This window comes from Pedococcus sp. P2_A3 (genome assembly GCF_056405035.1).
The window spans coordinates 25463-51992 of the sequence record NZ_JBFUCW010000014.1 but is presented as its reverse complement, the minus strand read 5'-3'; the positions used below and the strand labels follow the sequence as shown (position 1 = coordinate 51992).

Sequence of the window (26530 nt, the reverse complement as noted above, 5' to 3'; positions counted from 1 at the left end):
CCCGTCGCGGCCCCTGGTGAGCTGGTCGGGCTAGTCGAGCACCTCGAGGAGCACCGTCACGAGGTCCTCCTCCTCGATCGACTCGGTCACGCGCACGGCCTTCTTGACGGGGAGGACGTAGCGGCCCTCGTCGCCGGGGAAGACCGACGTCGTCCACGTGGTCGCGCCCACGGTGACCCGCACCCGCACCGACCCGAACCCCCGACCTGGACGCGGTCGCTCGCTGACCACCTCGCTTGCCGCTTCGTCGAGCGTCACGAAGTACCACGAGTCGCGGGCGCCCCACTCCCACAATGGGGCGGTGAACTCGACCTGCTCTGCCAAGGCTTCTCCTCCGGTCGGTCAGGATGGCACCGGCTCGTCGCTCAGGACAGCCCGAGTGGCGCGTCCCAGAGGGCTTGGACGGCCTCGTCGCTGCCGGTCACCTGGAGGTCCGCCACGCGGCGGCGGCCGTAGGCGGCGAGCATGAGCTCCGTCGCGTCACCGCGCAGCGTCACCGTGCCGAGCTCGGTCTCGCCGCGGACGGTGAGCGACTTGCCGTCAGGGCGCTCCAGCACGACGCCGACCGGGCTCCGGCGGAAGAAGATCTTGCCGATCCGCTTGAGCGTCTTCCACAAGGCCTTCTGTGCACGGACCGGCACCTCGCGCCGAGGGCCGACCTGTTCGTCGCCGCGCAGGACGTCCTCGTGGTGGATGAAGAACTCCACGAAGTTGACCGCGTCATCCACCGAGGAGAGCTGGGTCGGCGCCCACGAGGGCGGTCCGGAGCGGACCAGGTCCACGAGCTCGGGCCACGGCTTCGCGGCGTAGTCGGCCTGGCCGTCCTCCAGCCGGCCGGCCAGCGCGGGCAACCAGATCCCCGGAGCGAGGTCTGGCCGACGCTCGCGCACGACGAGGTGCGCTGCGAGGTCTGCGGTCGTCCACGGGGAGCACAGGGTGGGGGCATCGGGGCCGACCTCGACGAAGGTGTCGCAGAGGGATTCGCGCTCGAGCCGGGCGAGGTGGGTCATGACGTCATCATGCCTGCCCCGTGAGAGGGTTGGGTTTCCCCACCCAGCTCCGGAGGTCAGCAGTGTCGCTCGACGCGTCAGCCGATGCTGCGCCGTCGCTGAAGCGCAGCCTGCAGATCGTGTGGGTGGGGGTGCGGCGCGAGCCGCGCTGGTTCGCGTTCGCCGTCGCGGGCAGCGCCCTCTACGGCGTGATGACGGTGCTCACGGCCTGGGCCATCGGCAAGGTCACCCGCGAGCAGGTCCAGCCCGCCGTCGCGGCCGGTCACGCGAGCGCCGCCCAGCTCTGGACCATCTTCGGCTGGATCGCGGGCGTCGTCGTCATCAACGTCGTGGGGGTCGTGATCCGGCGCATCGCCGCGGGCTTCACGATGTACAACGTCGCCGCCGGGTTCCGCCGCGAGGTGACGAGGCAGTACCTGCGACTTCCCCTCGCCTGGCACCACCGCCACCCCTCGGGCCAGCTGCTGTCCAACGCGAATGCCGACGTCGAGGCGACCTGGAACGTGTTCGCGCCGCTGCCCATGGCGATCGGCGTGATCATCATGCTCGTCGCCGGCATCGTGCAGATGGTGTTGGTCGACCCGGTGATGGCGATCATCGGCCTCACGGTCTTCCCGGCGCTGTTCCTCGCGAACCTGGTCTTCCAACGGGCGATGTCGCCGAGGGTGTCGCGTGCGCAGCAGCTACGGGCGGAGGTCAGCGAGGTGGCCCACGAGAGCTTCGAGGCCGCGCTCATCGTGAAGTCGATGGGTCGCGAGCAGCAGGAGTCCGACCGCTTCGAGGAGGTCACCCGACGGCTGCAGGCGGCCAACGTCGAGGTCGGACGCACGCGTGGCACCTTCGACCCCGCGATCGAGGCGATCCCGACGCTCGGCACCCTGGCGGTCCTGGCGGTCGGCGCGCACCAGGTGGCCAACGGCACCCTCACCCCGGCCGCCGTCGTGCAGGTCGCCTACCTCATCTCCGTGCTGGGCTTCCCGGTGAGGGCGCTCGGGTGGGTGCTCGGCGAGCTCCCGCGCACCGTCGTCGGCTGGGACCGCGTCGACGCCGTGCTCAAGGCGCGCGGAGAGCTGGCCTTCGGGGCGGCTGAGCTCGCGCGCCGCGGGGCGTCGCACGCGCAGCTCGACCGGGTCGACTACTCCTACGACATCGTCGACGAGCACGGTCAGGAGTCGACCTTCGAGGCCATCCACGGGGTGTCGCTGGAGGTCGCAGCCGGGTCAACGGTGGCGCTGGTCGGGCCGACGGGCTCCGGCAAGACCACCCTGACCAACCTGACGTTGCGCCTCGTCGACCCCCACCACGGGACGGTGACGCTCGACGGCCTCGACCTGCGCGAGGTCGCGCGCGGCGGGGTGTCCGCGGTGGCGGCGCTGGTGCCGCAGCAGACCTTCATGTTCGACGACACGGTCAGCGGCAACGTCACGCTCGGCGGTGACTACACCGACGACCAGGTGTGGGCGGCGCTCGACGTGGCCCAGGCCACCGGCTTCGTGAAGGAGCTGCCGCTCGGCATCGAGACCCGCGTGGGGGAGCGGGGCACGTCCTTGTCAGGCGGCCAGCGACAGCGAATCGCGTTGGCGCGCGCTGTCATCCGCGGCCCCCAGCTGTTGGTGCTCGATGACGCGACGAGCGCCGTCGACCCTGCCGTGGAGCAGGCGATCCTCGCCGGCCTGCGCGAGACCAGTGCGGGCACCTCGGTGCTGGTCGTCGCCTACCGCATGTCGACGATCACCCTCGCCGACCAGATCGTCTACGTCGAAGGGGGCAGGGTCGTCGACCACGGCACCCACACCGAGCTCGAGCAGCGGTGCGTGGGCTACCAGAGGCTCGTCACGGCCTACGCCCGCGAAGCCGCCGAGCGGGCAGCCGTGGCAGCCGACGAGGAGGTGGACGCGTGAGCACCTCGATCGACGCGACGTCGTCGCTCGGCACCGTCGCCACCCTGAAGCGGGGCCTCGACCTGTCACCCGAGCTGCGCCGCGGCCTGGGGGTCACCCTCGGGCTCGCCGCCGTCACCACGGTCGGTCGGATCGTCGTGCCCTTCGTCGTCCAGCAGACGACCGACAACGGCCTCGTCGGCAAGAACGGCCCGGACCCGGGCCTCGTGACCCGCTACGTGCTCTTCGCGCTGATCGCCGTGGTGATCACCGCGGCGAGTGCGTATGCCGTGAACGTGCGCCTCTTCCGCTCCTCCGAGGCGGGTCTGGCGTCGTTGCGCCTCAAGGCATTCCGGCACATCCACGACCTCTCGATGCTCACCCAGAACACCGAGCGCCGCGGCTCGATGGTCAGCCGCGTCACCTCTGACGTCGACACGATCAGCCAGTTCGTCCAGTTCGGCGGCATCATCCTGGTGCTGAGCCTCGGCCAGATCGCCGTGGCCACGGGTCTGATGCTCTTCTACAGCCCGTTGCTGACCGGGGTGGTGTGGCTCTGCTTCGTGCCACTGCTCTTCGTGATCCGCCGCTTCCAGGCCATCGTCGGCCGCGCGTACACGATCGTCCGCGAGCGCGTGGGTGACCTGCTGGCTGCCGTGTCGGAGTCCGTCGTGGGGGCCGCGACGATCCGCGCGTACGGCGTCGAGGAGCGCACGGCCACCCGCATCGACGCGGCCATCGAGGCGCACCGGGCTGCCTCGATCCGGGCGCAGGTGCGGTCGGTCGTGGCGTTCTCCTCGGGTCAGCTCGTCGCGGGTCTCACCCTCGCCGTCGTCCTGGTCGTGGGGACCGTCCAGGCGTCCGCCGGGCACCTCAGCCTGGGCAAGCTGTTGGCCTTCCTCTTCCTCGTCAACCTCTTCACCCAGCCCGTGCAGCAGGCCACCGAGATCCTCAACGAGCTGCAGAACGCTGTGGCAGGGTGGCGTCGGGTGATCGGTGTCATCGACACCCCGGCCGACGTGGCAGACCCGGGCGACGCCGGGCAGACGTTGCCCCGTGGGCCGATCACCGTCGACTTCGACGCGGTGTCGTTCGCCTACCCCGGGGGTGACACCGTCCTGCACGACGTCAACCTCTCGATCGCGCCGCGGTCGAGGGTGGCGATCGTGGGGGAGACCGGGTCGGGCAAGTCCACCCTGGCCAAGCTGCTCACCCGACTGATGGACCCCACCGAGGGCACTGTGCGCATCGACGGCGTCGACCTGCGCGACGTGCGGTTCTCGTCCTTGCGCGAGCGCGTCGTGCTCGTGCCCCAGGAGGGCTTCCTCTTCGACGCGACCCTGCGCGAGAACGTGCGGTTCGGCCGGCCCGAGGCCACCGATGAGGACGTGCGCCTCGCCATCACCGAGCTCGGCCTCGACGCGTGGCTGGCGGGGCTGCCCCAAGGCCTCGCCACCGAGGTCGGCCAGCGCGGTGAGTCCCTGTCCGCGGGAGAGCGGCAGCTGGTGGCCCTGGCCCGCGCCTACCTCGCCGACCCCGACCTGCTCGTGCTCGACGAGGCGACGTCGGCGGTGGACCCCTCCACCGAGGTGCGCCTGCAGAGGGCGCTCGAGGGCCTCACCCGCGGCCGCACCTCCATCGCCATCGCCCACCGGCTCTCCACGGCCGAGGCAGCCGACGAGGTCGTCGTCATCGACCGTGGGCGCGTGGTCGAGCGGGGACCCCACCGCGACCTCGTGCGCCAGGACGGCGTGTATGCGGCCCTGCACGCCTCGTGGGCGGCGCAGCAACGCGGCTGAGGACGCGGTCGTGTCGTGGTGGGCCGGTCGTCGTGGTGGCGCTGGTCGTCGTGGTGGCGCTGGGCCTCGTGGTGCGGCGGTGGGTGTCGTGGTGACCGCGCTCGATGGATACTGCACCATGGCCGACCCACCTCGCCGCGTGAACTTCTTCGACGGGATGCTGCTCACGGCGGCGGACCTCGCTGTCGAACAGCAGTACCACCGGGAGATGCGCTACCTCCACAACCGAATCCACGGCTTCGGCACGGTCTGGGGTCTGGAGGTCAGCGCGGGTCCGGTCAGCGTGAGCGTCACCCCGGGGCTCGCCCTCGACCCGTGTGGGCGCGAGATCATCGTGACGCAGCCACTCACCGTGAGCCTGGAGCCGCCTCGGCAGGGCAGACGCTGGGTCAGGGACCTCGTCATCACGTGGCACGAGACACCGGACGGCCCGGTGCCCGGACCGGAGGGCGCGGTCGACCACACGCGGTGGGTCGAGCAACCCGAGTTGGCGCTGGTCGGGGCTGGCAGGGGATCGCCCGAGTCGCTGGGGCTGGCGCGCCTGTCACGGACGCCCGAGGGGGTCGTCCACGTCGACCTGTCACGGCGTCGATCCCTGGCGCCCGCGGACACTGGCGGGGTGGGCAGCGCAGGAGCATCCTGACCTCATGGGCGAGACCGCGCCGACAGGGAACGCGCCCCCGAGGGGCCTGGCTGTCCCGCTGACGGGCTTCGCCGTCGGCGCGGTCGTGGCGGTGCTCGTCGGGGCCTTCGGCAGACTGCACGACCCGACCCTCGCCGGCACGACGACCCTCGGCTTCCGGACGGTCCTGGCCATGAAGGTCGTGGTCACCGTGGTCATCGGCGTGATCGCCGTCTTCCAACTCCTCGGGGCGCTCTGGCTCTACGGCAGGCTGGGGGTGGAGGCGCCCTCGTGGCTCGGGACCGCACACCGGGTCTCCGGCTCGATCGCCCTCGTGCTCATGGTCTTCGTCGCCTACCACTGCCTGTGGGCACTGGGCCTCGAGTCGGGGACCCTGGCCGACGGACAGCCCGTGTCCACGCGGACCCTCGTGCACGGCATACTCGGCTGCGCGGTGATCGGCGCGGTCGTGACGAAGCTCGTCGCCGTGCGGTCGAGAAGGGCACCCGGGTGGTTCCTGCCCGTGGCCGGGGGTGTCCTCTTCACGCTCCTCGTGGCCGTGGTGATGACGTCGGCGGTGTGGTACCTGAGCGCGAAGGGCTGGCCGAGCTCCGGCTACTGAGCCCGGTGTCGTATGTCCCGCGAGCGCGCCCTCCCGGCGCCGGGGGACTTTCGCGGACGGCAGCGCTGAGCATAATGACGCCATGAGGGGACACCCGAGTCCATGAGCCGGCCCGGTGGCTCCTACGACCCGCGACAGCTCGACGACCTGGTCAGCCGGGCTCGCCGTGACCTGAAGGACTGGACCGACGCCGGCCAGAGCGACCCCGGCGTGGCGTTGCTCGAGCTGTTCGCCTACCTCGGGGAGCTGCTCGCCGGGTACTCCGAGAGGCTTGCGGCTGAGGGCTACCTGGAAGGCCGGGCCGAACCAGCCCGTGCCGTCTGCGGCGTGCACAGGGGGGTGGTCGTCGACAACGTCGATCCGCTGGTGCAGCAACGACTCTTCGTCCGGGTGCCTGACGTCACCGGAGACGCGGCTTCGTGGGCTGCCGCGTGTGTGCCGGTGCCCGGCTCCTCGCAGGTCCCGGGCCTGGGAGACCAGGTCTGGGTCGCCTTCGAAGCCGGCGACCCCTTGCGACCCGTCTGGCTGGGACGGCGTGGCGGAGCAGCGCCGTGACCAGGCCGTTCCGGTTCGGGGTCGTCGCCCCGGTGCTGACCGACATGGCGGCGTGGCGGGACCGGGTGCGCCGCATTGCCGACCACGGCTACTCGACCCTCCTCATGCCCGACGTCCCGCTCTGGCAGCCCGCACCCGCGCCGACCCTCGCGCTCGCTGCAGCTCTCGCCACCGACCTCCGGGTCGGGACGTGGGTGTATGCCGCGCCCATGAGGCCGGCGTGGAGCCTGGCCTGGGAGGCGCACTCACTCTCGGTGCTCACCGAGGGTCGGTTCGAGCTGGGCGTCGGCACCGGCCGACCCGGGATCGAGGACGAGCTGCACGAGCGCGGCCTGCCCGTCACCTCGCCGGGGCAGCGGCTGGACCAGGTTCGTGCGGCCGTGTCGCAGCTGCGCGACCTGGATGGCCCAGGACTGCACACGCCTGTGGTGATGGCGGTTCGCGGGCCGAAGGCGCAGGCGCTGGCGAGCGAGGTCGCCGACACGGTCACCTTCTCCACCGTGTCGACGGACACCCGCGCAGAGGTCGCCGACCTCACCCTGGGGTTCCGGTCGACGCGGGACGTCGAGCTCGCCCTCCACGTGCCGGTCATCGGCGACGGGATCGCGGCGTTCATGGCCTCGGCGCGCGAGACCGACCCGGCCGCGCTGCGGGAGGCCGACTCGCTGCTGGTGCTCCCGGACGACCCCGCGGCCGCCATCGAGGAGGTGCAGCGACGACGCGAGGAGATGGGCTTCTCCTACGTCGTGATCGGTGCGGACTTCGCCGAGGTGATGGCCCCCGTGGTGGCTGCCTTGGCGGGCCGGTAGCGGAGCTGGTGCCCACTGGTGCACTGGTGGCGCCATGGTCAGCGTGCAGACCCTTCGGTCCGAGCGTTCCCGGGCTTCGCCCTCGCTGGCGCGACCCCTCCGACGGATGTGGTCGGCGGATCGGTCAGGCGACGCCCGCCCGGTGCGCGATGACGACCAGATGCACCCGGTCGCGGGCGTCGAGCTTGGCCTGGATGCGCGACACATGGGTCTTCACCGTGGTCTCCCCGATGAACAGGCTCGTCGCGATCTCGGGGTTGGTGGCGCCCTGGGCGACGAGCTCGAGGACCTGCGACTCGCGAGGAGACAGTCGACCCACGGCGGCCACCGCCTCAGGGTGCCGCCGTGCGGGTTGGCCACGAACGAGCTGCGCCAGCACCTGCTTCTCCACAGCGACGTCGCCGGCAGCGACGGCACGGATGGCGGCGACGAGCGACTCGCGCGGAGCATCCTTCAGGAGGTAGCCGCTGGCTCCGGCCCGCAACGCTGCGAGGACGTAGTCGTCGGCGCCGAACGTCGTGAGGATCAGGATCTTCGTGGCCGACCCCGACTCGATGACCTGACGGGTCGCCTCGATCCCGTCGACCTCGGGCATGCGGATGTCCATCAGGGCCACGTCGGGAGCGAGGGTCGTGATGAGGCCGACCGCCTCGGCCCCGTCCGCGGCGGTGCCGAGGACCGTGAAGTCCTCCTCGGCGTCGAGGATCGCCGCGACCCCGTCACGGATGAGGAACTGGTCGTCGACGACGACGATGGTGGTCATGGGTTGCCCCGCAAGGGAAGAACCGCGCGCACGCGGTAGCCGCCACCGGGTCGGGGACCCGTCGTCAGCAGGCCCCCGCAGGCGGCCACGCGCTCCTGCATGCCGGAGAGGCCGTAGCCCGGCGTCCCTGCCGACCCGTGGGGCTGCGTCGCCGGCTCGCTCTCGTTCTGCACGTCGATGACGAGCAGGTCCGCCTGCTGCGTCACCTCCACGGAGGTCGGCGAGGTGTGCGCGTGCCGCAGCGCGTTGGTCAGCGCCTCCTGCACCACCCGGTATGCCGTGGCCGACGCCTCCGGGGTCAGCGTGGGCGCATCGCCGGGCGCGTCGAGGGTGACGTGCAGGCCGGACTCGCGCATCCGCCGGACGAGCTCAGGCACGTCGGGCCAGGTGGGTGCCTGAGCCGTCTGCCCGCTCTGTCCAGGGTCCCTCAGCGACTCCAGCAGCCGCCGCGTCTCTCCGAGTGCCTCACGCCCGGTGTCCTGCACCCGTCGCATCGCCTCGTCGGCCCGCGCCGGGTCCGAGGTCATGAACAGCCGGGCGAGCTCCGACTGCACCACCACCACGCTGAGGCCGTGGGACACCACGTCATGGACCTCCCTGGCAAGGCTCAGTCGTTGTTCCGCAGCCTCGGCCTGGGACTGGGCCGCGACCGCCTGCGCGACGTGCTCGCGCAGCAGGCGCTCGTGCTGGAATGCCGCGCCGAGCGCGAAGACCCACCACGCATTGAGCCCCCACGCCCAGGCGTTGCCCACCTCGATCTCCGGGATGACCGACGTCCACAACAGGACGGGTAGCTCGGGGAGCACCAGCGCGGCATACCTGGTGGGTCCGTGGCCGTAGCGCCCACAGGCGAAGACGGCGACGACCAACAGGTAGAGACCCGACAACAGGAAGGCGTGCAGGTCCGCCGTCGTCGTGACGGACAGCGAGCCGACCACCACGAGCAGGGCCGGGACGGGGTGGGTGCGGCGGACGCACTGGGCCAACGCGCAGATCGTCAGGACGAGGGCGAAGGGCCAGCGAGGGCCGTGCACGGCGACGGTCTGGGGCCCCACGACCCACAGCTCCACCTGCCCCGCGGCCCAGAGCGCCGCGGGAACTGCCCAGTCCCGCCAGGTGAGGCGGCGCACCAGCCCCGACATGACCCAAGGCTACGCGGGTAGGTGGCCCCCGGACGTCGTCCTGTGGTCCACACCTGAACCACCCCGGGGGACGACGAGGTCGGGCTCCTCCGCCGACGCGGTCACCCCGGCTGGAGCGCCACGCTGCAGCGATCCACCCAGCGCAGGGGCAACGAGAGGACCGTTCGATGAGACCGACGACCCTGTTTCCTGCGACCGCGGCTGCCATCGCAGTGGCACTGGCCGTGACTGCCTGTGGCGCGGGAGGCTTCACGACCGGAGAACCGTTGGGAGACAGCGAGTTCCGGGCGGCGGTGGCCCAGATTCGCGCGTCGGCCAAGCCGGCCTACTACCTGGGCTCCTCCTACGGTGGCCTGCCCCTGACCGTGCTGGACGTCGTCGAGGAGAATGCCCCGCGCTTCCAGGTCCAGGCGGACTACGGCACGTGCGAGTCCTCAGGTGACGGTGGGTGCTCCGACCCCGTCGTCGTCTCCACGAACGACTGGCACCCAGATGTCGACGGCCTGAACTGCCAACGCCTCGAACCACAGCTCGGCGTGCCCGCGGGCGTGCTCATGGGCGAGCTGACCCTGGTCACCGGCCGGATGGTCGTCAGCGTCTCCGACTTCCGCGAGCGGCCCTCCGGCGACGGCATCGAGCCGGCGGTCCGGGCACTGTCTTCCCTGCGGCGCGTGGGGGAGTCGGCGCCGGTGGGCTCCTTGCCGCAGCCGACCCCCGACGTCGCCGCCTGGATGGACGAGGTCTGCGGCACCAAGCCCGGGCAGGAGGTGACGCACGAGATGGACGGGGGACCGGATGCCCTCGACAACTCCACGGTCCCGGACTTCACGGTCGAGCGACTGGGCGGCGGGGAGCTCGCCTGGAAGGACTACCGGGGCAAACCTCTCGTGATCGTCGTCGGTACCGCACCGCAGGTGTCGGCGGCAGTCAAGCGGCTCAAGCCGTTGATCGCGAGGAACGCCAAGCACCCCCCGTTGCTCGGCCTGGTCAGCGACCCGTCCGCCGACAAGTTCAAGCCGCGTCCGGTGTCGGTGATCGAGGCGGAGGTGGGCGACCTCGGGGTGCCGGTCGGGTATGCCGCCGTGCCCCTGTCCGCGGTCTGGTTCCTCGACGCGGCCGGGAACCGAGGGAACGACAAGGCATGGGACGAGGGGGTGGTCGCCTTCGTCGACGGAGCGGGCACCGTCAGCCAGTTCGCCAGCCCGTCGACGCCGGACGCCCAGCTGGGGGAGTGGGCTCGTGCGCTGGGCTGAGGTGTGGTCACCCCTTGCGGTGGCCCCCAGTCCCCGAGGGATCGACCACGACCCCGTGCTCACGGCGCCGAACGCCATCACCGTGCTCCGGACGGTTGGCTCGCTGGTCCTGGCCATGGCCGCCCTGGCCCAGGCGAGCCCTGCGCTCCTGGCTGCGTCCTACCTCGTCTACTGGGTCGGTGACATGGCCGACGGGGAGGTGGCTCGCCGGATGGGCCTGGAGACCCGCGTCGGCGCTGTCTTCGACATCGTTGCCGACCGGGCGAACAGCCTCACCTGCGCAGCCTGTTTCGTCGCACTGGACCCCAGGCTGGCCGTCCCGATGGCCGTCTACGTCCTGGAGTTCGCGGTCGTCGACACGATGCTGTCGCTCGGGTTCCTGGCGTTCGACGTCCTGGGGCCCAACGACTTCCACGGCGTCGACCTCGTCCTCTGGCGGTGGAACTGGTCACGCCCGGCCAAGGCTCTCAACACCTCGTGCATCGTGCTGGCGTGCCTGGCCGGTCAGGTCGGGGTGGCCACTGCCTGCGCTGTCGCCGTGCTGGTGGCCAAGGTCTGGTCCTGCCGCCGGTTGCACCTGCTGGTCACCACCCCGGCCAGGGATGCGTGCGATGAGCGCCACAGGTGAGCTCGCCGGTGCCGGCCTGCTCCTCGGTGTCATGGGCGCTGGCACGGCCTCCGGACTGGTGCCGGTCGTCAACGCCGAGGCCTTGCTCACAGCCGCCACCGCAGGGAGTCCGCACCTGTGGCTCGGTCTCGCCGCCAGCCTCACGGTGGGGCAGTGCTTCGCCAAGGTGCTCATCTACCTCACCGCACGGGAAGGGCCGCAACGGCTCCGCTCGCACGGCAGGGTCGGACGGCTCGCAGACCGCCTGTACGCCAGGGCGCGCGCCCGGAGCAGTACGAGGAGTCGACCGCGGCGTGCCGGCCCCGCAGCCAAGGCCCTGGTGTGGCTGCGCGCCGAACGGCTGGTGGCGCTGCTCGCCCAGCCGCGCGCCGGGACAGGCGTCGTCCTGCTCAGCGCGTCGGTGGGGCTGCCTCCCTTGGCCGCGGTCAGCGTGGTGGCTGGCGCGGCCCGGCTCCGGCTGCCGCTGTTCATCGCGGGGTGCCTGGTCGGACGGCTCGCTCGGTTCGCGCTGATCGCCTGGCCGGTCGCCCACTTCCTCACCTGAGGTGGAGTCGCGTCGGGCCGGTCCTCGAAACGCGGGCAGGCGGGAAGGTCCTGACCCCTCCACGGGTCTTGCTGGCAGTGCCATCATCGGATCATGGACGAACGCGCGGAGTTCGTTGCCTGGGTCCAGGGCGTGCTCAGGGACGCCGAGATCGCCATCCACAACGGTGACGCCGGGCCCCGGCGGGCCATCTGGTCCCGTGCCGACCCGGTCTCCGTGCTGGGGGCTTGGCGGAACGCTCGGGGTCAGGTTGAGCTCGACGAGCTCTTCAGCCATCTGGCCCAGAGCTTCTCGGACTGCACCGCCTACGAGCTCGACCTCCTCGAGGCGGAGGTGCGAGGCGACGTTGCGTACACCCTGGGTTTCGAGCACACCTCGGCATCAGTCGATGGCGTCCCTCGCACGTACATCGTGCGGGCCACCCAGATCTACCGGCGTGAGGACGGCGAATGGCGGGTGGCGCACCGCCACGGAAGTGCGCCGCCGGACTAGCACGATGGCATCCGGTGTCACTGAGGTCGGCCCGACCTCCATGGCCTTCGACGACGGCGGCCACAAGCTCGTCCAGACCACGGGACTGCTCCCTGCGGCGAGCGTTGCCGCACCCCGAGCCCACGACGAGGTATGCCGCGCGGTGGACTCACGCGAACCGTCCGGCCACGTGCACGGCAGAATGGCCGGGTGACCTCGCCTGCAGTCCTCGACCCGACCATCGCGGCGCGCCTCAAGCGTGACGCGCAGGGCCTCGTGGCGGCCATCGTCCAGCAGCACGACACCGGCGAGGTGCTGATGCTCGGGTGGATGGACGACGAGGCGCTGCGCCGTACCCTCGGCGAGGGGCGAGTCACCTTCTGGTCCCGCAGCCGGGGAGAGTACTGGCGCAAGGGCGACACCAGTGGTCACGTCCAGCACGTCCGCTCGGTGGCGCTCGACTGCGACGGTGACGCGCTGCTCGTCAAGGTCGACCAGGTCGGTGCGGCGTGCCACACCGGCGATCGCACCTGCTTCGATGCCGGGGACCTCGCGGCGCGGGTGGAGACGCCGTGACGGACGTCAGCCCCGACCTGTCGTTCGGCACCACCTGGCCGAACCTCGAGACGTTCCAGATCCTGGCCAAGGACCGGCGGGTCATCCCCGTGGTCCGGCGGCTGATGGCCGACGCGGAGACCCCGGTCGGCCTCTACCGCAAGCTGGCGAAGGACGCACCGGGCACCTTCCTGCTCGAGTCCGCCGAGCACGGTGGCGTGTGGTCGCGCTACTCCATCGTGGGTGCCGCCAGCCGGGCCACCCTGACCGAGCGCGACGGCCGGGCCCACTGGGTGGGGGAGCCCCCCGTCGGCGTGCCGACGGACGGCAACCCGCTCGACGCGCTCCGTGACACCGTCGCCGCCCTGGCCACCGAACCCATCGAGGGCCTGCCCCCGCTCACGGGTGGCATGGTCGGGGCCATCACCTACGACGCCGTGCGCCGTTGGGAGAAGGTGCCGGCGACCCTGCCCGACGAGCTGGGTCTGCCCGAGATCTCGATGATGCTCGCGACCGACCTCGCGGTGCTCGACCACTCCGACGGGTCGGTGCTGCTCGTGGCCAACGCGGTCAACTACGACGCGACCGACGAGCGCGTCGAGGACGCCTGGGCCGACGCCGTGTCGCGGCTCGACGCCATGACGAGCGACCTCGCGGCCGACGCCCCGTCGACGGTCGCCACCGTCGACCGAGCCGCGTTCGCGGCTGCCGGGGCGGAGGTTCGCAGCAACCTCACCCAAGCCCACTTCGAGGAGATGGTCGAGCAGGCCAAGGAGGACATCCGCGCTGGTGAGGTCTTCCAAGTCGTTCTCTCGCAACGGTTCTCGACGCCGTGCCGCGCGGACGCGCTCGACGTCTACCGCGCGCTGCGCTCGTCCAACCCCAGCCCCTACATGTACCTCCTGCGCCTCCCGGCGGGCGATGACACCACCTACGACGTCGTGGGGTCGTCGCCCGAGGCGCTCGTCAAGGTGACCGGCCGTCGGGCCATCACGCACCCGATCGCCGGGTCCCGCCCACGGGGCAAGACCCCCGAGGACGACCAGCGGTTGGCCGAGGACCTCCTCGCCGACCCCAAGGAGCGGGCCGAGCACGTGATGCTCGTCGACCTCGGCCGCAACGACCTGCAGCGCGTCTGCGCCGCAGGCACCGTCGACGTCGTCGAGTTCATGAACGTCCGCCGCTACTCCCACGTGACGCACCTCGAGTCGACCGTGGTGGGCGACATCCGTCCTGACCAGACTGCGTATGACGTGCTGGTCGCCACGTTCCCGGCGGGCACCCTGTCGGGCGCACCGAAGCCGCGGGCGCTCAGCCTCATCGAGCACTACGAGCCCAGCCGTCGGGGCGTCTACGGCGGCGTCGTGGGTTACCTCGACTTCCACGGTGACCTCGACATGGCGATCGCGATCCGCACTGCCGTCATCAAGGACGGTACGGCGCACGTGCAGGCCGGCGCGGGGATCGTCGCCGACTCGGTGCCGACGTCGGAGTTCGAGGAGACCGTGAACAAGGCTGCCGCCGCCCTGCGTGCGGTGGCCACCGCTACTGCCCTGAGGACCGTCGAGTGAGCTTCTCCCGTCTGACGTCCAAGCTCGCTGTCGTGGTCCTGGCCCTCGTCGGGTCGGGCCTCCTGCTGGCCAGTGGCGGCCGGGTGTGGGTCAACGGCACGGTGGACGACGCCGTGCTCGGTGCGAGCCGGATCTCCGGCACCGGCACGCAGGTCGCCTCGGGCGTCGTCGCGCTGGCGCTGGTCGGAGCCGCCGCAGCGCTGGCCAGCGCGACGGGCGGCACGGTGGTGCGGCGCCTCACCCTGGGCGTCCTGGCCCTCGCCGGTGTGGCCGAGGCTGTCGTGGCCGCGCGTGTCGCCCTGGCCCCGCAGGACCCGCTGGGCGCGATCGCCGCGAAGGCCGCGGGACGCACGGGCTCGATCGAGACGCACGCCACGATCACCGCGTGGCCCGTGGCCTGCGTGGTCGCAGGGGTGCTGTTGGTGCTGGCGTCCGTCGCAGGCTGGCTGGGCGCCGCCCGGTGGCGCGGGTTGGGCGCCCGGTACGAGGCGCCCACGACGTCCGCCGGCGCCCGTGGCCAGCGCGTCGCCACGGACTGGGACCGACTCGACGCCGGTGACGACCCCACGCTGCGCGACGGCAGCGCAGGCACCTGACAGAATGGGCGAGAGCCCGGCCGTCGCCCCCAGTCGACGGCCCACCGCGGAAGACCACCGACGAACAGCAGGAGCCAAGCCGATGGCAGAGCACGAGATCCACGAAGACCACGGACACAGCGTCGCCGCATGGACGGGCGTCGGCATCATCCTGGTCGGGTCGGCCGTGGCAGCGTGGGGCGTGGCGGTCGCCAACACCGCGATCTTCGTCATCGGCCTCGTGCTCTGCGTCATCGGCGCGGTGGCCGGCAAGGTGCTGTCGCTGGCCGGCTACGGCGCGACCACCCTCGACGGCCCCGACACCCCTGACAGCAACAAGCCCGAGGTCGGCATCAAGTAGGTCGGCCCGGCGCCGGACCGGGGTCCGCGGGTCCACCGGTTGACCCGAGCACGGCCCTCCCAGTTCTGCTGGATAGCCTGTCGACATGCCCACCGTGCTCGACGACATCGTTGCCGGCGTCCGCGAAGACCTCGCCGGCGCACAGGCCGTCGTCAGCCGTGACCGGGTCGAGGAGCTCGCGGCTCAGGCCGCCCCAGCCCTCGACGCCGAGGCGGCTCTGCGTCGGCCCGGCCTGGCGCTGATCGCCGAGGTGAAGCGGGCGAGCCCGAGCAAGGGCGCGCTCGCGACGATCGCCGACCCCGCAGCCCTCGCCGCGGAGTACGAGGCGGGCGGCGCCACGGCGGTGAGCGTCCTGACGGAGCGGCGTCGGTTCAGCGGCTCGCTCGACGACCTCGACGCGGTGCGGAAGGCGGTCCGGATCCCCGTACTGCGCAAGGACTTCATGGTCGACGACTACCAGCTCTTCGAGGCCCGAGCCCACGGCGCCGACCTCATCCTGCTCATCGTCGCGGCTCTCGGGCAGGACGACCTCGTCCGCATGCACGGCCTGGCCCACGAGCTGGGCATGACCGCCCTCGTCGAGGTGCATGACGAGGACGAGACGCGTCGAGCCGTCGACGCCGGGGCTTCGGTCATCGGGGTCAACGCCCGCAACCTCAAGACCCTCGCCGTCGACCCCGACACCTTCGGGCGACTCACCCCCCTGATCCCCGACACCTGCGTGAAGGTGGCGGAGTCCGGGGTCGGCGGACCGGACGACGCCGCCCGTTTCGCGGCTGAAGGCGCCGACGCCGTGCTCGTGGGCGAGGCGCTCGTGCGCGGCAGCGACCCGCGCCGCGCGGCATACGACCTCATCGCGGCGGGAGCCACACCATGACCGGCCTGACCCCCGAACCACTGGCCCGCCCCGGACGCTTCGGCGACTTCGGCGGCCGCTACGTGCCCGAGGCGCTCATCCCCGCCCTGGAGGAGCTCGACGAGGCTCGTCGCAAGGCCATGGTCGACCCCGAGTTCATGGGCGAGCTGGAGCGGTTGCACCGCACCTACACGGGTCGCCCGAGCATCATCACGGAGGTGCCGCGGTTCGCCGAGCACGCCGGCAACGCGCGGATCATCCTCAAGCGCGAGGACCTCAACCACACCGGTTCCCACAAGATCAACAACGTGCTCGCCCAGGCGCTGCTCACCAAGCGGATGGGCAAGACCAGGGTGATCGCCGAGACCGGGGCCGGCCAGCACGGCGTCGCGACCGCCACCGCCGCAGCCCTCATGGGGCTCGAGTGCGTCATCTACATGGGCAAGGTCGACACCGAGCGGCAGGCCCTCAACGTCGCCCGCATGCGCATGCTTGGGGCCGAGGTGGTCGCCGTCCCGACCGGCAGCGCGACCCTCAAGGACGCCATCAACGACGCGCTGCGCGACTGGGTCACCAACGTCGGCAACACCCACTACATCCTCGGCACGGTCACGGGGCCCCACCCGTTCCCCGAGATGGTGCGCGACTTCCACCGGGTGATCGGTGTCGAGGCGCGCGGCCAGGTGCTCGACCTCACCGGGCGCCTTCCCGACGCCGTGATCGCCTGTGTCGGTGGGGGATCCAACGCGATGGGCATCTTCCACCGGTTCATCGACGACGCCGAGGTGCGGCTGATCGGCGTCGAGGCCGGGGGAGAGGGCATCCAGACCGGACGGCACGCCGCGCGGTTCGCGGCCAGCTCGCCAGGGGTTCTGCACGGCACGTTCAGCTACCTCATGCAGGACGACGACGGCCAGACCCTCGAGTCGCACTCCATCTCGGCGGGGCTGGACTACCCGAGCGTCGGCCCGGAGCACGCGCACCTGCGTGACACCGGTCGGGCCGAGTACCGCTACGCCACCGACGAGCAGGCCATGAAGGCCTTCGAGCTGCTCTGCCGCACCGAGGGCATCATTCCCGCGATCGAGTCAGCGCACGCCCTCGCCGGGGCCATCGAGGTCGGTCGCGAGCTCGGTCCCGACGCCCTGCTCCTGGTCAACCTGTCCGGGCGTGGCGACAAGGACATGCACACGGCGGCCGAGTGGTTCGGCCTCATCGACGGCGACGCGACCCCGAGCGGCACCGCCGCCGAGCCGCGCGCCGAGGGCGACGGAAGGACCCAGCTGTGAGCTCCACGACCACGGGCATCGGGGTCGGCGCCGTCCTCGAGCAGTGCCGAGCCGAGAACCGTGCCGCGCTGGTCGGCTACCTCCCCGTCGGGTTCCCGTCGGTGGAGGGGTCGGTCGAGGCAATGGTGGCGATGGTCGAGGCGGGCGTCGACATCGTCGAGGTCGGCATCCCCTACAGCGACCCGCTCATGGACGGTCCGGTCATCGCCTACGCCGCCGACCAGGCCCTCAAGCGCGGCGTCCACGTGTCCGACGTGTTCGCCGCGACGCGAGCCGTCCGCGACGCGGGAGCCCCGCCGCTGGTGATGTCGTACTGGAACCTCATCCTCCGCCACGGCCCGGCCGCCTTCGCCCACGAGCTCGCTGCAGCCGGTGGCGCGGGCATCATCACGCCCGACCTCATCCCCGACGAGGGCGGCGAGTGGATCGCGGCGAGTGACGAGACCGGGCTCGACCGGGTCTTCCTCGTCGCCCCGAGCTCGACGGAGCAGCGCATCGCCGCCGTGACCGCCCAGTGCCGTGGCTTCGTGTATGCCGTGTCGCACATGGGCGTGACCGGGGCCCGCACGTCGATGGGCGACGCCGCGGCGGTGATCGTCAACCGGACCAAGGCGGTCACCGACAAGCCCGTCTGCGTGGGGCTCGGCGTGTCCGTCGGCGCGCAGGCGGCCGAGGTCGCGGCGTACGCCGACGGGGTGATCGTCGGCTCGGCGCTGGTGCGCTGTCTCACCGAGGCGGACGACCCCGCCTCGGGCATCTCCGCGCTCCGCGACCTGGTCGGTGAGCTGGCCGAGGGCGTCCGGAGCGGGCGCTGACGTGAGCCTGCTGTCCGCCCCGCGGTCCCGCGACGTCATCGGGCTGCTCGCGCGGCTCGTCCTGGGCGGGGTGGTGCTGGTCGCCGGACTGCTCAAGGTGGGTCACCTCGAGACCTCGGCGAGGTCGGTGCGCGCCTACCAGCTGCTTCCCTACGACATCGCCGGCTACCTCGGCTACGGCCTCCCGATCCTCGAGGTCGCCATCGGGGTGCTGCTCGTGCTGGGCCTCTTCACCCGCTTCAGCGCCGCGGTGGCCGGCTTCCTGATGGTGGTCTTCATCGTCGGGATCGCCTCGGCGTGGGCACGGGGCCTGTCCATCGACTGCGGCTGCTTCGGCAACGGGGGAACCATTGCGGCCTCCCAGACGCAGTATCCGCAGGAGATCGCCCGCGACGTCGGGCTGTTCGCCTGCGCCCTGTGGCTGACGGTGCGACCCCGGTCGGCCCTCAGCCTGGAGCGGCTCCTGTTCGGCGACCAGCACGGCTCGGACGACCCCGACAGCGACAGCGACACCGACAGCAACACCGACACGGACAGCAACACCGACACGGACAGCGCCAACCACCCGGACCCCCGGGACCACGAGAGGCACCACGCATGACCAGCAGCAGCGCCAGCCGCAAGGCGAAGATCCAGGCAGCAGCCCCGAAGGGCGGGATCCGCAACGGCAAGAGCGGCGGCAAGGGCGGGGGCAACGGGGGAGCCAACCGCATCGTCGTGGCCACCGTGGTGGTGGTCGTGGTGCTCGCGGCAGTCATCACCGCCGTCATCCTGGGCAGCCAGGACAAGAAGGTGGCCACCACGTCAGGCGGGTCGACCCTCCCCAAGAACGTCGCCGCCATGGGGGCCGGCATCGTCGTGAACCCGGGCGCCCCCGCGAACGTGCCCACCCTCGACCTGTACGAGGACTTCCAGTGCCCGGTGTGCGCACGGTTCGAGGAGATCTTCGGGCTCCAGATCGTCGACCTGGTCAAGGCCAACGAGGTGAAGCTGGTCGCCCACCCGCTGTCCTTCCTCGACGACAACCTCCGCAACGACTCCTCCAACCGCTCGGCGAACGCCGCCGCCTGCGCTGCCGACGCCGACAAGTTCCTCCAGTACCACGCGGCCAACTTCCAGGGTCAGCCCAAGGACGAGGGCACCGGCTACACCGACGCCCAGCTCAAGACGTTCGCGGTCCAGGCGGGGCTGGCCGGCGCGACCCTGACGACCTGGGAGCAGTGCTACAACACCAAGGCGCACAACCAGTGGGTCGAGTCGGTGCAGACCCAGTCCGAGAAGGACGGGGTCAACGGCACGCCGACCGTCAAGCTCAACGGCAAGGTCCTCGACCTCGGCGGCCTCACCCGCGACAAGCTCGCCGCCGCCATCAAGGCCGCGACCAAGTGACCTCGCTGGCGGCCCTCCCGGGTGCTCTCCCGGGGGCGATCCCCAGCCCGACTTCCGGTGTCTGGTACCTGGGGCCGTTCCCGCTGCGCGGCTACGCGCTGTGCATCCTCGCCGGCATCGTGGTGGCCGTCTGGATCACCGGCCGCCGGCTCGTCGACCGGGGCCACGTCAAGGAGAAGGCGGTCGACATCTCCGCCTGGGCGGTGCCGTTCGGCATCGTCGGCGGTCGGATCTACCACGTCATCACCACCCCTGAGCCGTACTTCGGTGCGGGCGGGCACCCGCTCAAGGCGTTCTACATCTGGCAGGGCGGTCTGGGCATCTGGGGTGCCATCTCGCTGGGCGCCGTCGGGGCCTGGATCGGCGCGCGCCGGCACGGTGTGCCCTTCCTCGACTACATCGACGCCGCTGCGCCCGGAGTGGCCGTGGCCCAGGCCCTCGGTCGCTGGGGCAACTGGTTCAACAACGAGCTCTACGGCCGCAAGACCGACGTGCCGTGGGGCCTGACCATCCACCAGTGGGACCAGTCGGCCGGCCACGCCGTGCGTGACGCGAACGGCAAGGCCATCGTGCTCGGCACGTTCCAGCCGACCTTCCTCTACGAGTCCCTCTGGTGCCTCCTGCTGGCCCTCTTCCTCGTGCTGGCCGACCGGCGGTGGGCCCTGCGCAAGGGGCAGCTCTTCGGCCTCTACGTGGTCGGCTACCCGATGGGCCGGATCGTCTTCGAGCTGATGCGCAGTGACACGGCCAACCGGATCTTCAACGTGCGCGTCAACGTGTGGACGAGCATTCTGGTCTTCCTGCTCGGCATCGCCATCGTCTGGTTCGGGAGGCGCCGTGAGGTGGCTGTCCCCCGAGAGGCCACGTCTCAACATACGGAATAGCGCGGCTCACATGGCGGGACAATCGGCCCACCGGCTATCCTTCCTGCAGCCGTGGCCAAGGCCGTCCACGCGCGTGAAATGGTGTGCCCAACTTGGGTTCCACAACGCACTTGACTCCCCCCCAAGGACGGTGACCCGAACGTGACTCCTGCGCGCTTCTCCGCCCAGCCCGCCGACACGGGCCTCTACCGCCGCGAGCACGAGCACGACGCCTGCGGCGTGGCCCTCGTGGCGACGATGCGGGGAAGCGCAGGTCACGACATCGTCGACCACGCGCTGACCGCCCTGCGCAACCTCGACCACCGTGGTGCCACCGGCGCCGACCCGCTCGTGGGCGACGGCGCGGGCATCCTCACCCAGATCCCGGACGCCTTCTTCCGCCAGGTCGTCGACTTCGACCTGCCCGTCAACGGCGCGTATGCCGTGGGCACCGCCTTCCTGCCGATGGACGAGACCGAGCGTGCCGAGGTCGTGGCCCGGATCGAGGAGCTCGCCGCCGAGGAGGGTCTCACCGTCCTGGGCTGGCGTGACGTGCCCGTCGCAGCCGAGCTCGTGGGGCAGGCGGCCCGCGACTGCATGCCGTTCTTCCGCCAGCTCTTCGTGTCGGCCGCGGTCGGCCGGATGGTCGGGCTGGGGCTGGACCGGCTGGCCTTCTGCCTGCGCAAGCGCGCCGAGCGCGAGACCGAGGTCTACTTCCCGTCGCTCTCGTGTCGCACGCTCGTCTACAAGGGCATGCTCACCACCGGGCAGCTGGAGCCGTTCTTCCCCGACCTGTCCGACCGGCGGTTCGAGACCCAGCTGGCGCTCGTGCACTCCCGCTTCTCCACCAACACCTTCCCGAGCTGGCCGCTCGCGCACCCCTACCGGCTGATCGCCCACAACGGCGAGATCAACACCGTCAAGGGCAACCGCAACTGGATGAGTGCCCGAGAGAGCCAGCTGGTCTCCGACGTCATCCCCGGTGACCTCAACCGGCTGTTCCCGATCTGCACCCCCGGGGCGTCCGACTCGGCCTCCTTCGACGAGGCGCTCGAGCTGCTCCACCTCGGTGGCCGACCGCTGCCGCACGCCGTCCTCATGATGATCCCCGAGGCCTGGGAGAACAACGAGGAGATGGACCCCGCCCGGCGGGCCTTCTACGAGTTCCACTCGACCTTCATGGAGCCCTGGGACGGTCCGGCCTGCGTGACGTTCACCGACGGTTCCCTGATCGGGGCGGTCCTGGACCGCAACGGCCTGCGCCCCGGTCGCTACTCCGTCACCGACGACGGCTTGGTCGTGCTCGCCTCCGAGTCGGGGGTCCTCGACCTCGACCCCACGCGGGTCGTGCGCAAGGGCCGGCTCCAGCCGGGTCGGATGTTCCTCGTCGACACCGAGCACGGTCGCATCGTGTCCGACGACGAGGTGAAGTCGTCGCTGGCCGCGCAGCACCCCTACGACGAGTGGCTGCACGCCGGACTCATCCACCTCGACGACCTGCCCGAGCGAGAGCACATCGTGCACACGGCGGCCTCGGTCGCACGCCGGCAGCAGACCTTCGGCTACACCCAGGAGGAGCTCAGGATCCTCCTCACCCCGATGGCCAAGACCGGGGGAGAGGCGCTGGGCTCGATGGGCACCGACACGCCCATCGCCGTGCTGTCGGACCGCCCACGGCTCGTCTTCGACTACTTCACCCAGCTGTTCGCGCAGGTGACCAACCCGCCGCTCGACGCGATCCGCGAGGAGCTCGTGACGTCGCTGGGCACCGTCATCGGTCCGGAGGGCAACGCCCTCACGGCCACCCCGGCCCACGCCCGCCAGGTGGTGCTGCCGTTCCCGGTCATCGACAACGACCAGCTCGCCAAGATCGTGCACGTCAACGCCGACGGCGACCTGCCCGGCTACGCGACGCACGTGGTGCGCGGCCTCTACGACGTGACGGGCGGGGCAGCCGCCATGACGGCTCGCCTCGAGGAGATCTTCACCGAGGTCTCCGCGGCGATCGCCGAGGGTGCGCGCTTCGTCGTGCTCTCCGACCGTGACTCCGGACGCGACTACGCCCCGATCCCGTCGCTGCTGCTGACCTCCGCGGTCCACCACCACCTCATCCGCGAGAAGACCCGCACCCTCGTGGGACTGGTCGTCGAGGCCGGCGACGTCCGCGAGGTCCACCACGTTGCCCTGCTCATCGGGTATGGCGCGGCGGCCGTGAACCCCTATCTCGCGATGGAGTCGGTCGAGGACCTGGTCCGCTCGGGTGCCATCGAGGGCGTCACCGCCGAGAAGGCGGTCGCGAACCTCATCAAGGCGCTCGGCAAGGGTGTCCTCAAGGTGATGTCCAAGATGGGCATCTCGACCGTGGCGTCCTACCGCGGCGCCCAGGTCTTCGAGGCACTCGGCCTCTCGCAGGAGCTCGTCGACCGCTACTTCACCGGCACCGTGAGCCAGCTCGGCGGGGTGGGGCTCGACGTCCTCGCCGCGGAGACCGCGGCCCGGCACGCCGCGGCATACCCGCCGGACGGGGTGCGGCTCCCGCACCGCAAGCTCGGTGTGGGCGGGGAGTACCAGTGGCGCCGCGAAGGCGAGCCGCACCTGTTCGACCCCGACACCGTCTTCCGCCTGCAGCACTCGACGCGGCAGCGGCGCTACGACATCTTCAAGCAGTACACCTCCCGCATCGACGAGCAGTCCGAGCGCCTGATGACCTTGCGCGGCCTGTTCACCCTCGGTGGCTCGTCGCCGCGGCAGCCGATCCCGATCGACGAGGTCGAGCCGATCAGCGAGATCGTCAAGCGGTTCAACACCGGGGCGATGTCCTACGGCTCGATCAGCAAGGAAGCCCACGAGACCCTGGCCATCGCCATGAACCGCCTCGGCGGTCGCTCGAACACCGGCGAGGGCGGCGAGGACGTCGACCGCTTGATGGACCCCGAGCGGCGCTCGACGATCAAGCAGGTCGCGTCCGGACGGTTCGGCGTCACCTCGCTCTACCTCACGAAGTCCGGCGACATCCAGATCAAGATGGCCCAGGGCGCCAAGCCCGGTGAGGGCGGCCAGCTGCCGGGTCACAAGGTCTACCCGTGGATCGCCACCACCCGGCACTCCACGCCGGGGGTCGGCCTGATCAGCCCGCCGCCGCACCACGACATCTACTCGATCGAGGACCTCGCCCAGCTGATCCACGACCTCAAGAACGCGAACCCCGAGGCCCGGATCCACGTCAAGCTGGTCTCCGAGATCGGGGTGGGCACGGTCGCCGCAGGCGTCTCCAAGGCGCACTCCGACGTCGTCCTCATCTCCGGCCACGACGGTGGGACCGGCGCGTCACCGCTGACCTCGCTCAAGCACGCGGGTGGGCCATGGGAGATCGGCCTCGCCGAGACGCAGCAGACCTTGGTGCTCAACGGGTTGCGCGACCGCATCGTCGTGCAGTGCGACGGGCAGCTGAAGACCGGTCGTGACGTCGTCATCGCCGCGCTGCTCGGCGCCGAGGAGTTCGGGTTCGCCACGGCTCCGCTCGTCGTCAGCGGCTGCATCATGATGCGCGTCTGCCACCTCGACACGTGTCCGGTGGGTATCGCCACCCAGAACCCCGAGCTGCGCGCACGGTTCTCGGGCAAGCCGGAGTTCGTCGAGACCTTCTTCGAGTACATCGCCGAGGAGGTCCGCGAGCACCTGGCCGCCCTGGGGTTCCGCAGCATCGAGGAGGCCATCGGCCAGGTGTCGGCGATCGACGCCACCCGGGCCGTCAACCACTGGAAGGCTGCCGGGCTCGACCTGACGCCGATCTTCACCGACGTCGAGAGCCCTGACGGCTCGGCCCGCCGGAACACGACCTCCCAGGACCACGGGCTCGAGAAGGCCCTCGACCACCACCTCATCACCATCGCGCGGGAGGCCATCAACGACGGCACCCCCGTGGTCGGCGAGGTGGCAGTGCGCAACGTCAACCGCACCATCGGCACGCTGCTCGGCCACGAGGTCACCAAGGCCCACCCGGACGGCCTGCCCGACAACACGATCGACCTGACCCTCACCGGGTCGGCCGGCCAGTCGCTCGGGGCGTTCCTCCCACGCGGCATCACGCTGAGGCTGGTGGGCGACGCCAACGACTACGTGGGCAAGGGCCTCTCGGGCGGCCGCGTCGTCGTGCGCCCCGACCGCGCCGCCCCGCTCCAGGCGGAGGCGAACGTCATCGCGGGCAACGTGATCGGCTACGGCGCCACCACGGGCCAGCTGTTCCTGCGCGGGCTGGTGGGCGAGCGGTTCTGCGTCCGCAACTCGGGCGCGACCGCCGTCGTCGAGGGCGTCGGCGACCACGGGTGTGAGTACATGACCGGCGGCACCGTCCTGGTGCTCGGCCCGACCGGGCGCAACTTCGCGGCCGGCATGTCCGGGGGAGTGGCCTACGTCCTCGACCTCGACCACAACCGTGTCAACACCGAGCTCGTCGACGTCTCCGGGCTGCGCCCCGACGACGAGACGGTCGTGCGCCAGCTGCTCGCCCAGCACGTCGAGGAGACGGAGTCGCCCATCGCGGCCCGGCTGCTCGAGGAGTGGGAGTCGGCCAAGGCGCGGTTCACCCTGGTCCTCCCGCGGGACTACCAGCGCGTCCTCGACGTGCGCGCCGCCGCTGAGGCGGAAGGACTCGACGTCAACGGCTCCGAGGTGTGGGAGCGGATCATGGAGGCCTCCCGTGGCTGACCCCCAAGGTTTTCTGAAGACGCGGGAGCGCGAGCTGCCCGCCCGACGCCCCGTGCCGGTGCGCATCAAGGACTGGAAAGAGGTCTACGAGGAGCAGGAGCTGGGTCAGCTGCAGCGCCAGGCCGGGCGCTGCATGGACTGCGGCATCCCGTTCTGCCACAGCGGTTGTCCGCTCGGCAACCTCATCCCCGAGTGGAACGACCTGGCGTGGAAGGGCGACTGGCGCGAGGCCATCGAGCGTCTCCACGCCACGAACAACTTCCCGGAGTTCACCGGTCGGCTCTGCCCCGCACCGTGCGAGACCGCGTGTGTCCTCGGCATCAACCAGCCCGCGGTGACGATCAAGCAGATCGAGGTCACGACGATCGACCGCGCCTTCGACGCCGGTTACGTGCAGCCGCAGGCGCCGGAGCGGCTCTCCGGCAAGACGGTCGCCGTCGTCGGCTCTGGTCCGGCCGGCCTGGCCGCGGCCCAGCAGCTCACCCGAGCGGGACACACGGTGGCGGTCTACGAGCGCGCCGACAAGCCCGGCGGCCTGCTGCGCTACGGCATCCCCGAGTTCAAGATGGAGAAGTCGGTCCTCGACCGTCGCATCGCCCAGATGGAGGCCGAGGGCACCCGCTTCCGCAGTGGGGTCGACGTCGGTGGCGACGTCACCGGCAAGCAGCTGCGCGACCGCTACGACGCCGTGGTCCTCGCCATCGGTGCGACCGTGCCGCGCGACCTGCCCGTTCCGGGCCGCGAGCTCGACGGCGTCATGCAGGCGATGGACTTCCTCCCGCCGGCCAACCGCGTCGCGCTCGGCGAGAGGGTGGAGGGGCAGGTCACCGCGGAGGGCAAGGACGTCATCGTCATCGGCGGTGGCGACACCGGCGCCGACTGCATCGGCACCTCGCACCGCCAGGGCGCCCGCTCGGTCACCAGCCTCGAGATCATGCCGCAGCCGGGCGAGGAGCGGGCCGCGGGTCAGCCGTGGCCCACCTACCCGATGCTCTTCCGCGTCGCGTCGGCCCACGAGGAGGGTGGTGAGCGCGTGTATGCCGCCTCCACCAAGGAGATCCTCGGCGAGGACGGCAAGGTCTCGGGCATCCGCGTCGTCGACGTGCGCCTGGGCGACAAGGGGGTCGAGGAGGTCGAGGGCACCGAGCGCGTGCTACCGGCCCAGCTGATCCTGCTCGCCATGGGCTTCCTGGGTCCGCAGGGGCCCGGGGTCGTGGAGCAGCTCGAGGTGGAGCTCGACGAGCGGTCCAACGTCAAGCGCGACAAGGACTACATGTCGTCGGTGCCGGGCGTCTTCGTGGCCGGCGACGCAGGTCGTGGACAGTCCCTCATCGTGTGGGCCATTGCCGAAGGCCGTTCCGCGGCAGCCGGCGTGGACCGTTTCCTCACCGGTGCCACGGCGCTGCCGCGACCCATCAACCCGACCGACCGCCCGCTCGTCGTCTGACCGA

Annotated in this window: 27 protein-coding genes; 23 read left to right on the top strand and 4 right to left on the bottom strand. The window is 71.2% G+C overall.

Translation table 11 applies throughout. The annotated features are described in order from the left end of the window. Positions 1 to 30 precede the first annotated feature (30 nt). A complete protein-coding gene (locus AC1DX8_RS12400; RefSeq protein ID WP_477630233.1) occupies positions 31 to 324 on the bottom strand; it encodes a DUF1905 domain-containing protein in 294 nt (97 codons plus the stop codon). Positions 325 to 365: 41 nt separating this feature from the next. Beyond that, positions 366 to 1010, bottom strand: coding sequence for a TIGR03085 family metal-binding protein (locus tag AC1DX8_RS12395; RefSeq protein ID WP_477630232.1), 645 nt, complete (start codon positions 1008 to 1010; stop codon positions 366 to 368). A gap of 62 nt (positions 1011 to 1072) precedes the next feature. Here AC1DX8_RS12395 and AC1DX8_RS12390 point away from each other — a divergent pair, with 62 nt between their 5' ends. From AC1DX8_RS12390 to AC1DX8_RS12365, 6 genes are all read left to right on the top strand, one after another. Next, positions 1073 to 2911 (top strand): ABC transporter ATP-binding protein, encoded by a 1839-nt coding sequence (locus AC1DX8_RS12390; protein ID WP_477630231.1) that lies wholly within the window; start codon positions 1073 to 1075, stop codon positions 2909 to 2911. Further along, the gene (locus AC1DX8_RS12385; RefSeq protein ID WP_477630230.1) at positions 2908 to 4689 is read left to right on the top strand and encodes an ABC transporter ATP-binding protein; all 1782 of its coding nucleotides are present in this window, start codon (positions 2908 to 2910) and stop codon (positions 4687 to 4689) included. The genes AC1DX8_RS12390 and AC1DX8_RS12385 overlap by 4 nt, the downstream gene beginning before the upstream one ends. A gap of 118 nt (positions 4690 to 4807) precedes the next feature. After that, positions 4808 to 5332 carry a hypothetical protein gene (locus AC1DX8_RS12380; RefSeq protein ID WP_477630229.1) on the top strand — a complete coding sequence of 175 codons (525 nt, stop codon included), beginning with the start codon at positions 4808 to 4810 and terminating at the stop codon, positions 5330 to 5332. Between the two features lie 4 nt (positions 5333 to 5336). Beyond that, positions 5337 to 5933: a DUF6529 family protein gene (locus AC1DX8_RS12375; RefSeq protein ID WP_477630228.1), complete on the top strand. Its 597-nt coding sequence runs from the start codon at positions 5337 to 5339 to the stop codon at positions 5931 to 5933. Between the two features lie 102 nt (positions 5934 to 6035). Beyond that, positions 6036 to 6488 (top strand): phage baseplate assembly protein V, encoded by a 453-nt coding sequence (locus tag AC1DX8_RS12370; protein ID WP_477630227.1) that lies wholly within the window; start codon positions 6036 to 6038, stop codon positions 6486 to 6488. Next, the gene (locus AC1DX8_RS12365; protein WP_477630226.1) at positions 6485 to 7297 is read left to right on the top strand and encodes an LLM class flavin-dependent oxidoreductase; all 813 of its coding nucleotides are present in this window, start codon (positions 6485 to 6487) and stop codon (positions 7295 to 7297) included. The genes AC1DX8_RS12370 and AC1DX8_RS12365 overlap by 4 nt, the downstream gene beginning before the upstream one ends. A 124-nt stretch (positions 7298 to 7421) precedes the next feature. Here AC1DX8_RS12365 and AC1DX8_RS12360 read toward each other — a convergent pair whose 3' ends face one another. Continuing rightward, positions 7422 to 8060, bottom strand: coding sequence for a response regulator (locus tag AC1DX8_RS12360; protein ID WP_477630225.1), 639 nt, complete (start codon positions 8058 to 8060; stop codon positions 7422 to 7424). Further along, positions 8057 to 9202, bottom strand: a complete 1146-nt coding sequence (locus AC1DX8_RS12355) for a sensor histidine kinase (protein WP_477630224.1) — start codon at positions 9200 to 9202, stop codon at positions 8057 to 8059. The genes AC1DX8_RS12360 and AC1DX8_RS12355 overlap by 4 nt, the downstream gene beginning before the upstream one ends. Positions 9203 to 9369: 167 nt before the next feature. Here AC1DX8_RS12355 and AC1DX8_RS12350 point away from each other — a divergent pair, with 167 nt between their 5' ends. From AC1DX8_RS12350 to AC1DX8_RS12270, 17 genes are all read left to right on the top strand, one after another. Beyond that, a complete protein-coding gene (locus AC1DX8_RS12350) occupies positions 9370 to 10455 on the top strand; it encodes a hypothetical protein (RefSeq protein ID WP_477630223.1) in 1086 nt (361 codons plus the stop codon). After that, positions 10442 to 11083 carry a CDP-alcohol phosphatidyltransferase family protein gene (locus AC1DX8_RS12345; RefSeq protein ID WP_477630222.1) on the top strand — a complete coding sequence of 214 codons (642 nt, stop codon included), beginning with the start codon at positions 10442 to 10444 and terminating at the stop codon, positions 11081 to 11083. Before AC1DX8_RS12350 ends, AC1DX8_RS12345 begins: the two co-directional genes overlap by 14 nt. Further along, positions 11067 to 11627 carry a hypothetical protein gene (locus AC1DX8_RS12340; RefSeq protein WP_477630221.1) on the top strand — a complete coding sequence of 187 codons (561 nt, stop codon included), beginning with the start codon at positions 11067 to 11069 and terminating at the stop codon, positions 11625 to 11627. Before AC1DX8_RS12345 ends, AC1DX8_RS12340 begins: the two co-directional genes overlap by 17 nt. 93 nt (positions 11628 to 11720) lie before the next feature. After that, complete coding sequence (locus AC1DX8_RS12335; RefSeq protein ID WP_477630220.1) at positions 11721 to 12119, top strand: nuclear transport factor 2 family protein; 399 nt, start codon at positions 11721 to 11723, stop codon at positions 12117 to 12119. 4 nt (positions 12120 to 12123) lie between these two features. Next, complete coding sequence (locus tag AC1DX8_RS12330) at positions 12124 to 12312, top strand: hypothetical protein (protein WP_477630219.1); 189 nt, start codon at positions 12124 to 12126, stop codon at positions 12310 to 12312. Further along, positions 12309 to 12674, top strand: coding sequence for a phosphoribosyl-AMP cyclohydrolase (gene hisI, locus AC1DX8_RS12325; RefSeq protein WP_477630218.1), 366 nt, complete (start codon positions 12309 to 12311; stop codon positions 12672 to 12674). Before AC1DX8_RS12330 ends, hisI begins: the two co-directional genes overlap by 4 nt. Further along, on the top strand, positions 12671 to 14224 hold the full coding sequence (locus AC1DX8_RS12320; RefSeq protein WP_477630217.1) for an anthranilate synthase component I: 1554 nt from the start codon (positions 12671 to 12673) through the stop codon (positions 14222 to 14224). Before hisI ends, AC1DX8_RS12320 begins: the two co-directional genes overlap by 4 nt. Further along, positions 14221 to 14820 (top strand): Trp biosynthesis-associated membrane protein, encoded by a 600-nt coding sequence (locus AC1DX8_RS12315; RefSeq protein WP_477630216.1) that lies wholly within the window; start codon positions 14221 to 14223, stop codon positions 14818 to 14820. The genes AC1DX8_RS12320 and AC1DX8_RS12315 overlap by 4 nt, the downstream gene beginning before the upstream one ends. Positions 14821 to 14902: 82 nt before the next feature. Next, a complete protein-coding gene (locus tag AC1DX8_RS12310) occupies positions 14903 to 15160 on the top strand; it encodes an HGxxPAAW family protein (RefSeq protein ID WP_477630215.1) in 258 nt (85 codons plus the stop codon). Positions 15161 to 15245: 85 nt separating this feature from the next. Next, the gene (gene trpC, locus AC1DX8_RS12305) at positions 15246 to 16037 is read left to right on the top strand and encodes an indole-3-glycerol phosphate synthase TrpC (RefSeq protein WP_477630214.1); all 792 of its coding nucleotides are present in this window, start codon (positions 15246 to 15248) and stop codon (positions 16035 to 16037) included. Further along, positions 16034 to 17305: a tryptophan synthase subunit beta gene (gene trpB, locus AC1DX8_RS12300; RefSeq protein ID WP_477630213.1), complete on the top strand. Its 1272-nt coding sequence runs from the start codon at positions 16034 to 16036 to the stop codon at positions 17303 to 17305. Before trpC ends, trpB begins: the two co-directional genes overlap by 4 nt. Further along, positions 17302 to 18120, top strand: coding sequence for a tryptophan synthase subunit alpha (gene trpA, locus AC1DX8_RS12295; RefSeq protein WP_477630212.1), 819 nt, complete (start codon positions 17302 to 17304; stop codon positions 18118 to 18120). Before trpB ends, trpA begins: the two co-directional genes overlap by 4 nt. Before the next feature lies 1 nt (position 18121). Next, entirely contained in the window at positions 18122 to 18721 is a 600-nt protein-coding gene (locus AC1DX8_RS12290; RefSeq protein ID WP_477630211.1) for a DoxX family protein, read from the top strand. Further along, positions 18718 to 19509, top strand: coding sequence for a DsbA family protein (locus tag AC1DX8_RS12285; protein ID WP_477630210.1), 792 nt, complete (start codon positions 18718 to 18720; stop codon positions 19507 to 19509). Before AC1DX8_RS12290 ends, AC1DX8_RS12285 begins: the two co-directional genes overlap by 4 nt. Beyond that, positions 19506 to 20393 (top strand): prolipoprotein diacylglyceryl transferase, encoded by an 888-nt coding sequence (lgt, locus tag AC1DX8_RS12280; protein WP_477630209.1) that lies wholly within the window; start codon positions 19506 to 19508, stop codon positions 20391 to 20393. Before AC1DX8_RS12285 ends, lgt begins: the two co-directional genes overlap by 4 nt. A 141-nt stretch (positions 20394 to 20534) precedes the next feature. After that, positions 20535 to 25079 (top strand): glutamate synthase large subunit, encoded by a 4545-nt coding sequence (gene gltB, locus AC1DX8_RS12275; protein WP_477630208.1) that lies wholly within the window; start codon positions 20535 to 20537, stop codon positions 25077 to 25079. Continuing rightward, on the top strand, positions 25072 to 26526 hold the full coding sequence (locus AC1DX8_RS12270; RefSeq protein WP_477630207.1) for a glutamate synthase subunit beta: 1455 nt from the start codon (positions 25072 to 25074) through the stop codon (positions 26524 to 26526). Before gltB ends, AC1DX8_RS12270 begins: the two co-directional genes overlap by 8 nt. Positions 26527 to 26530: the final 4 nt, after the last annotated feature.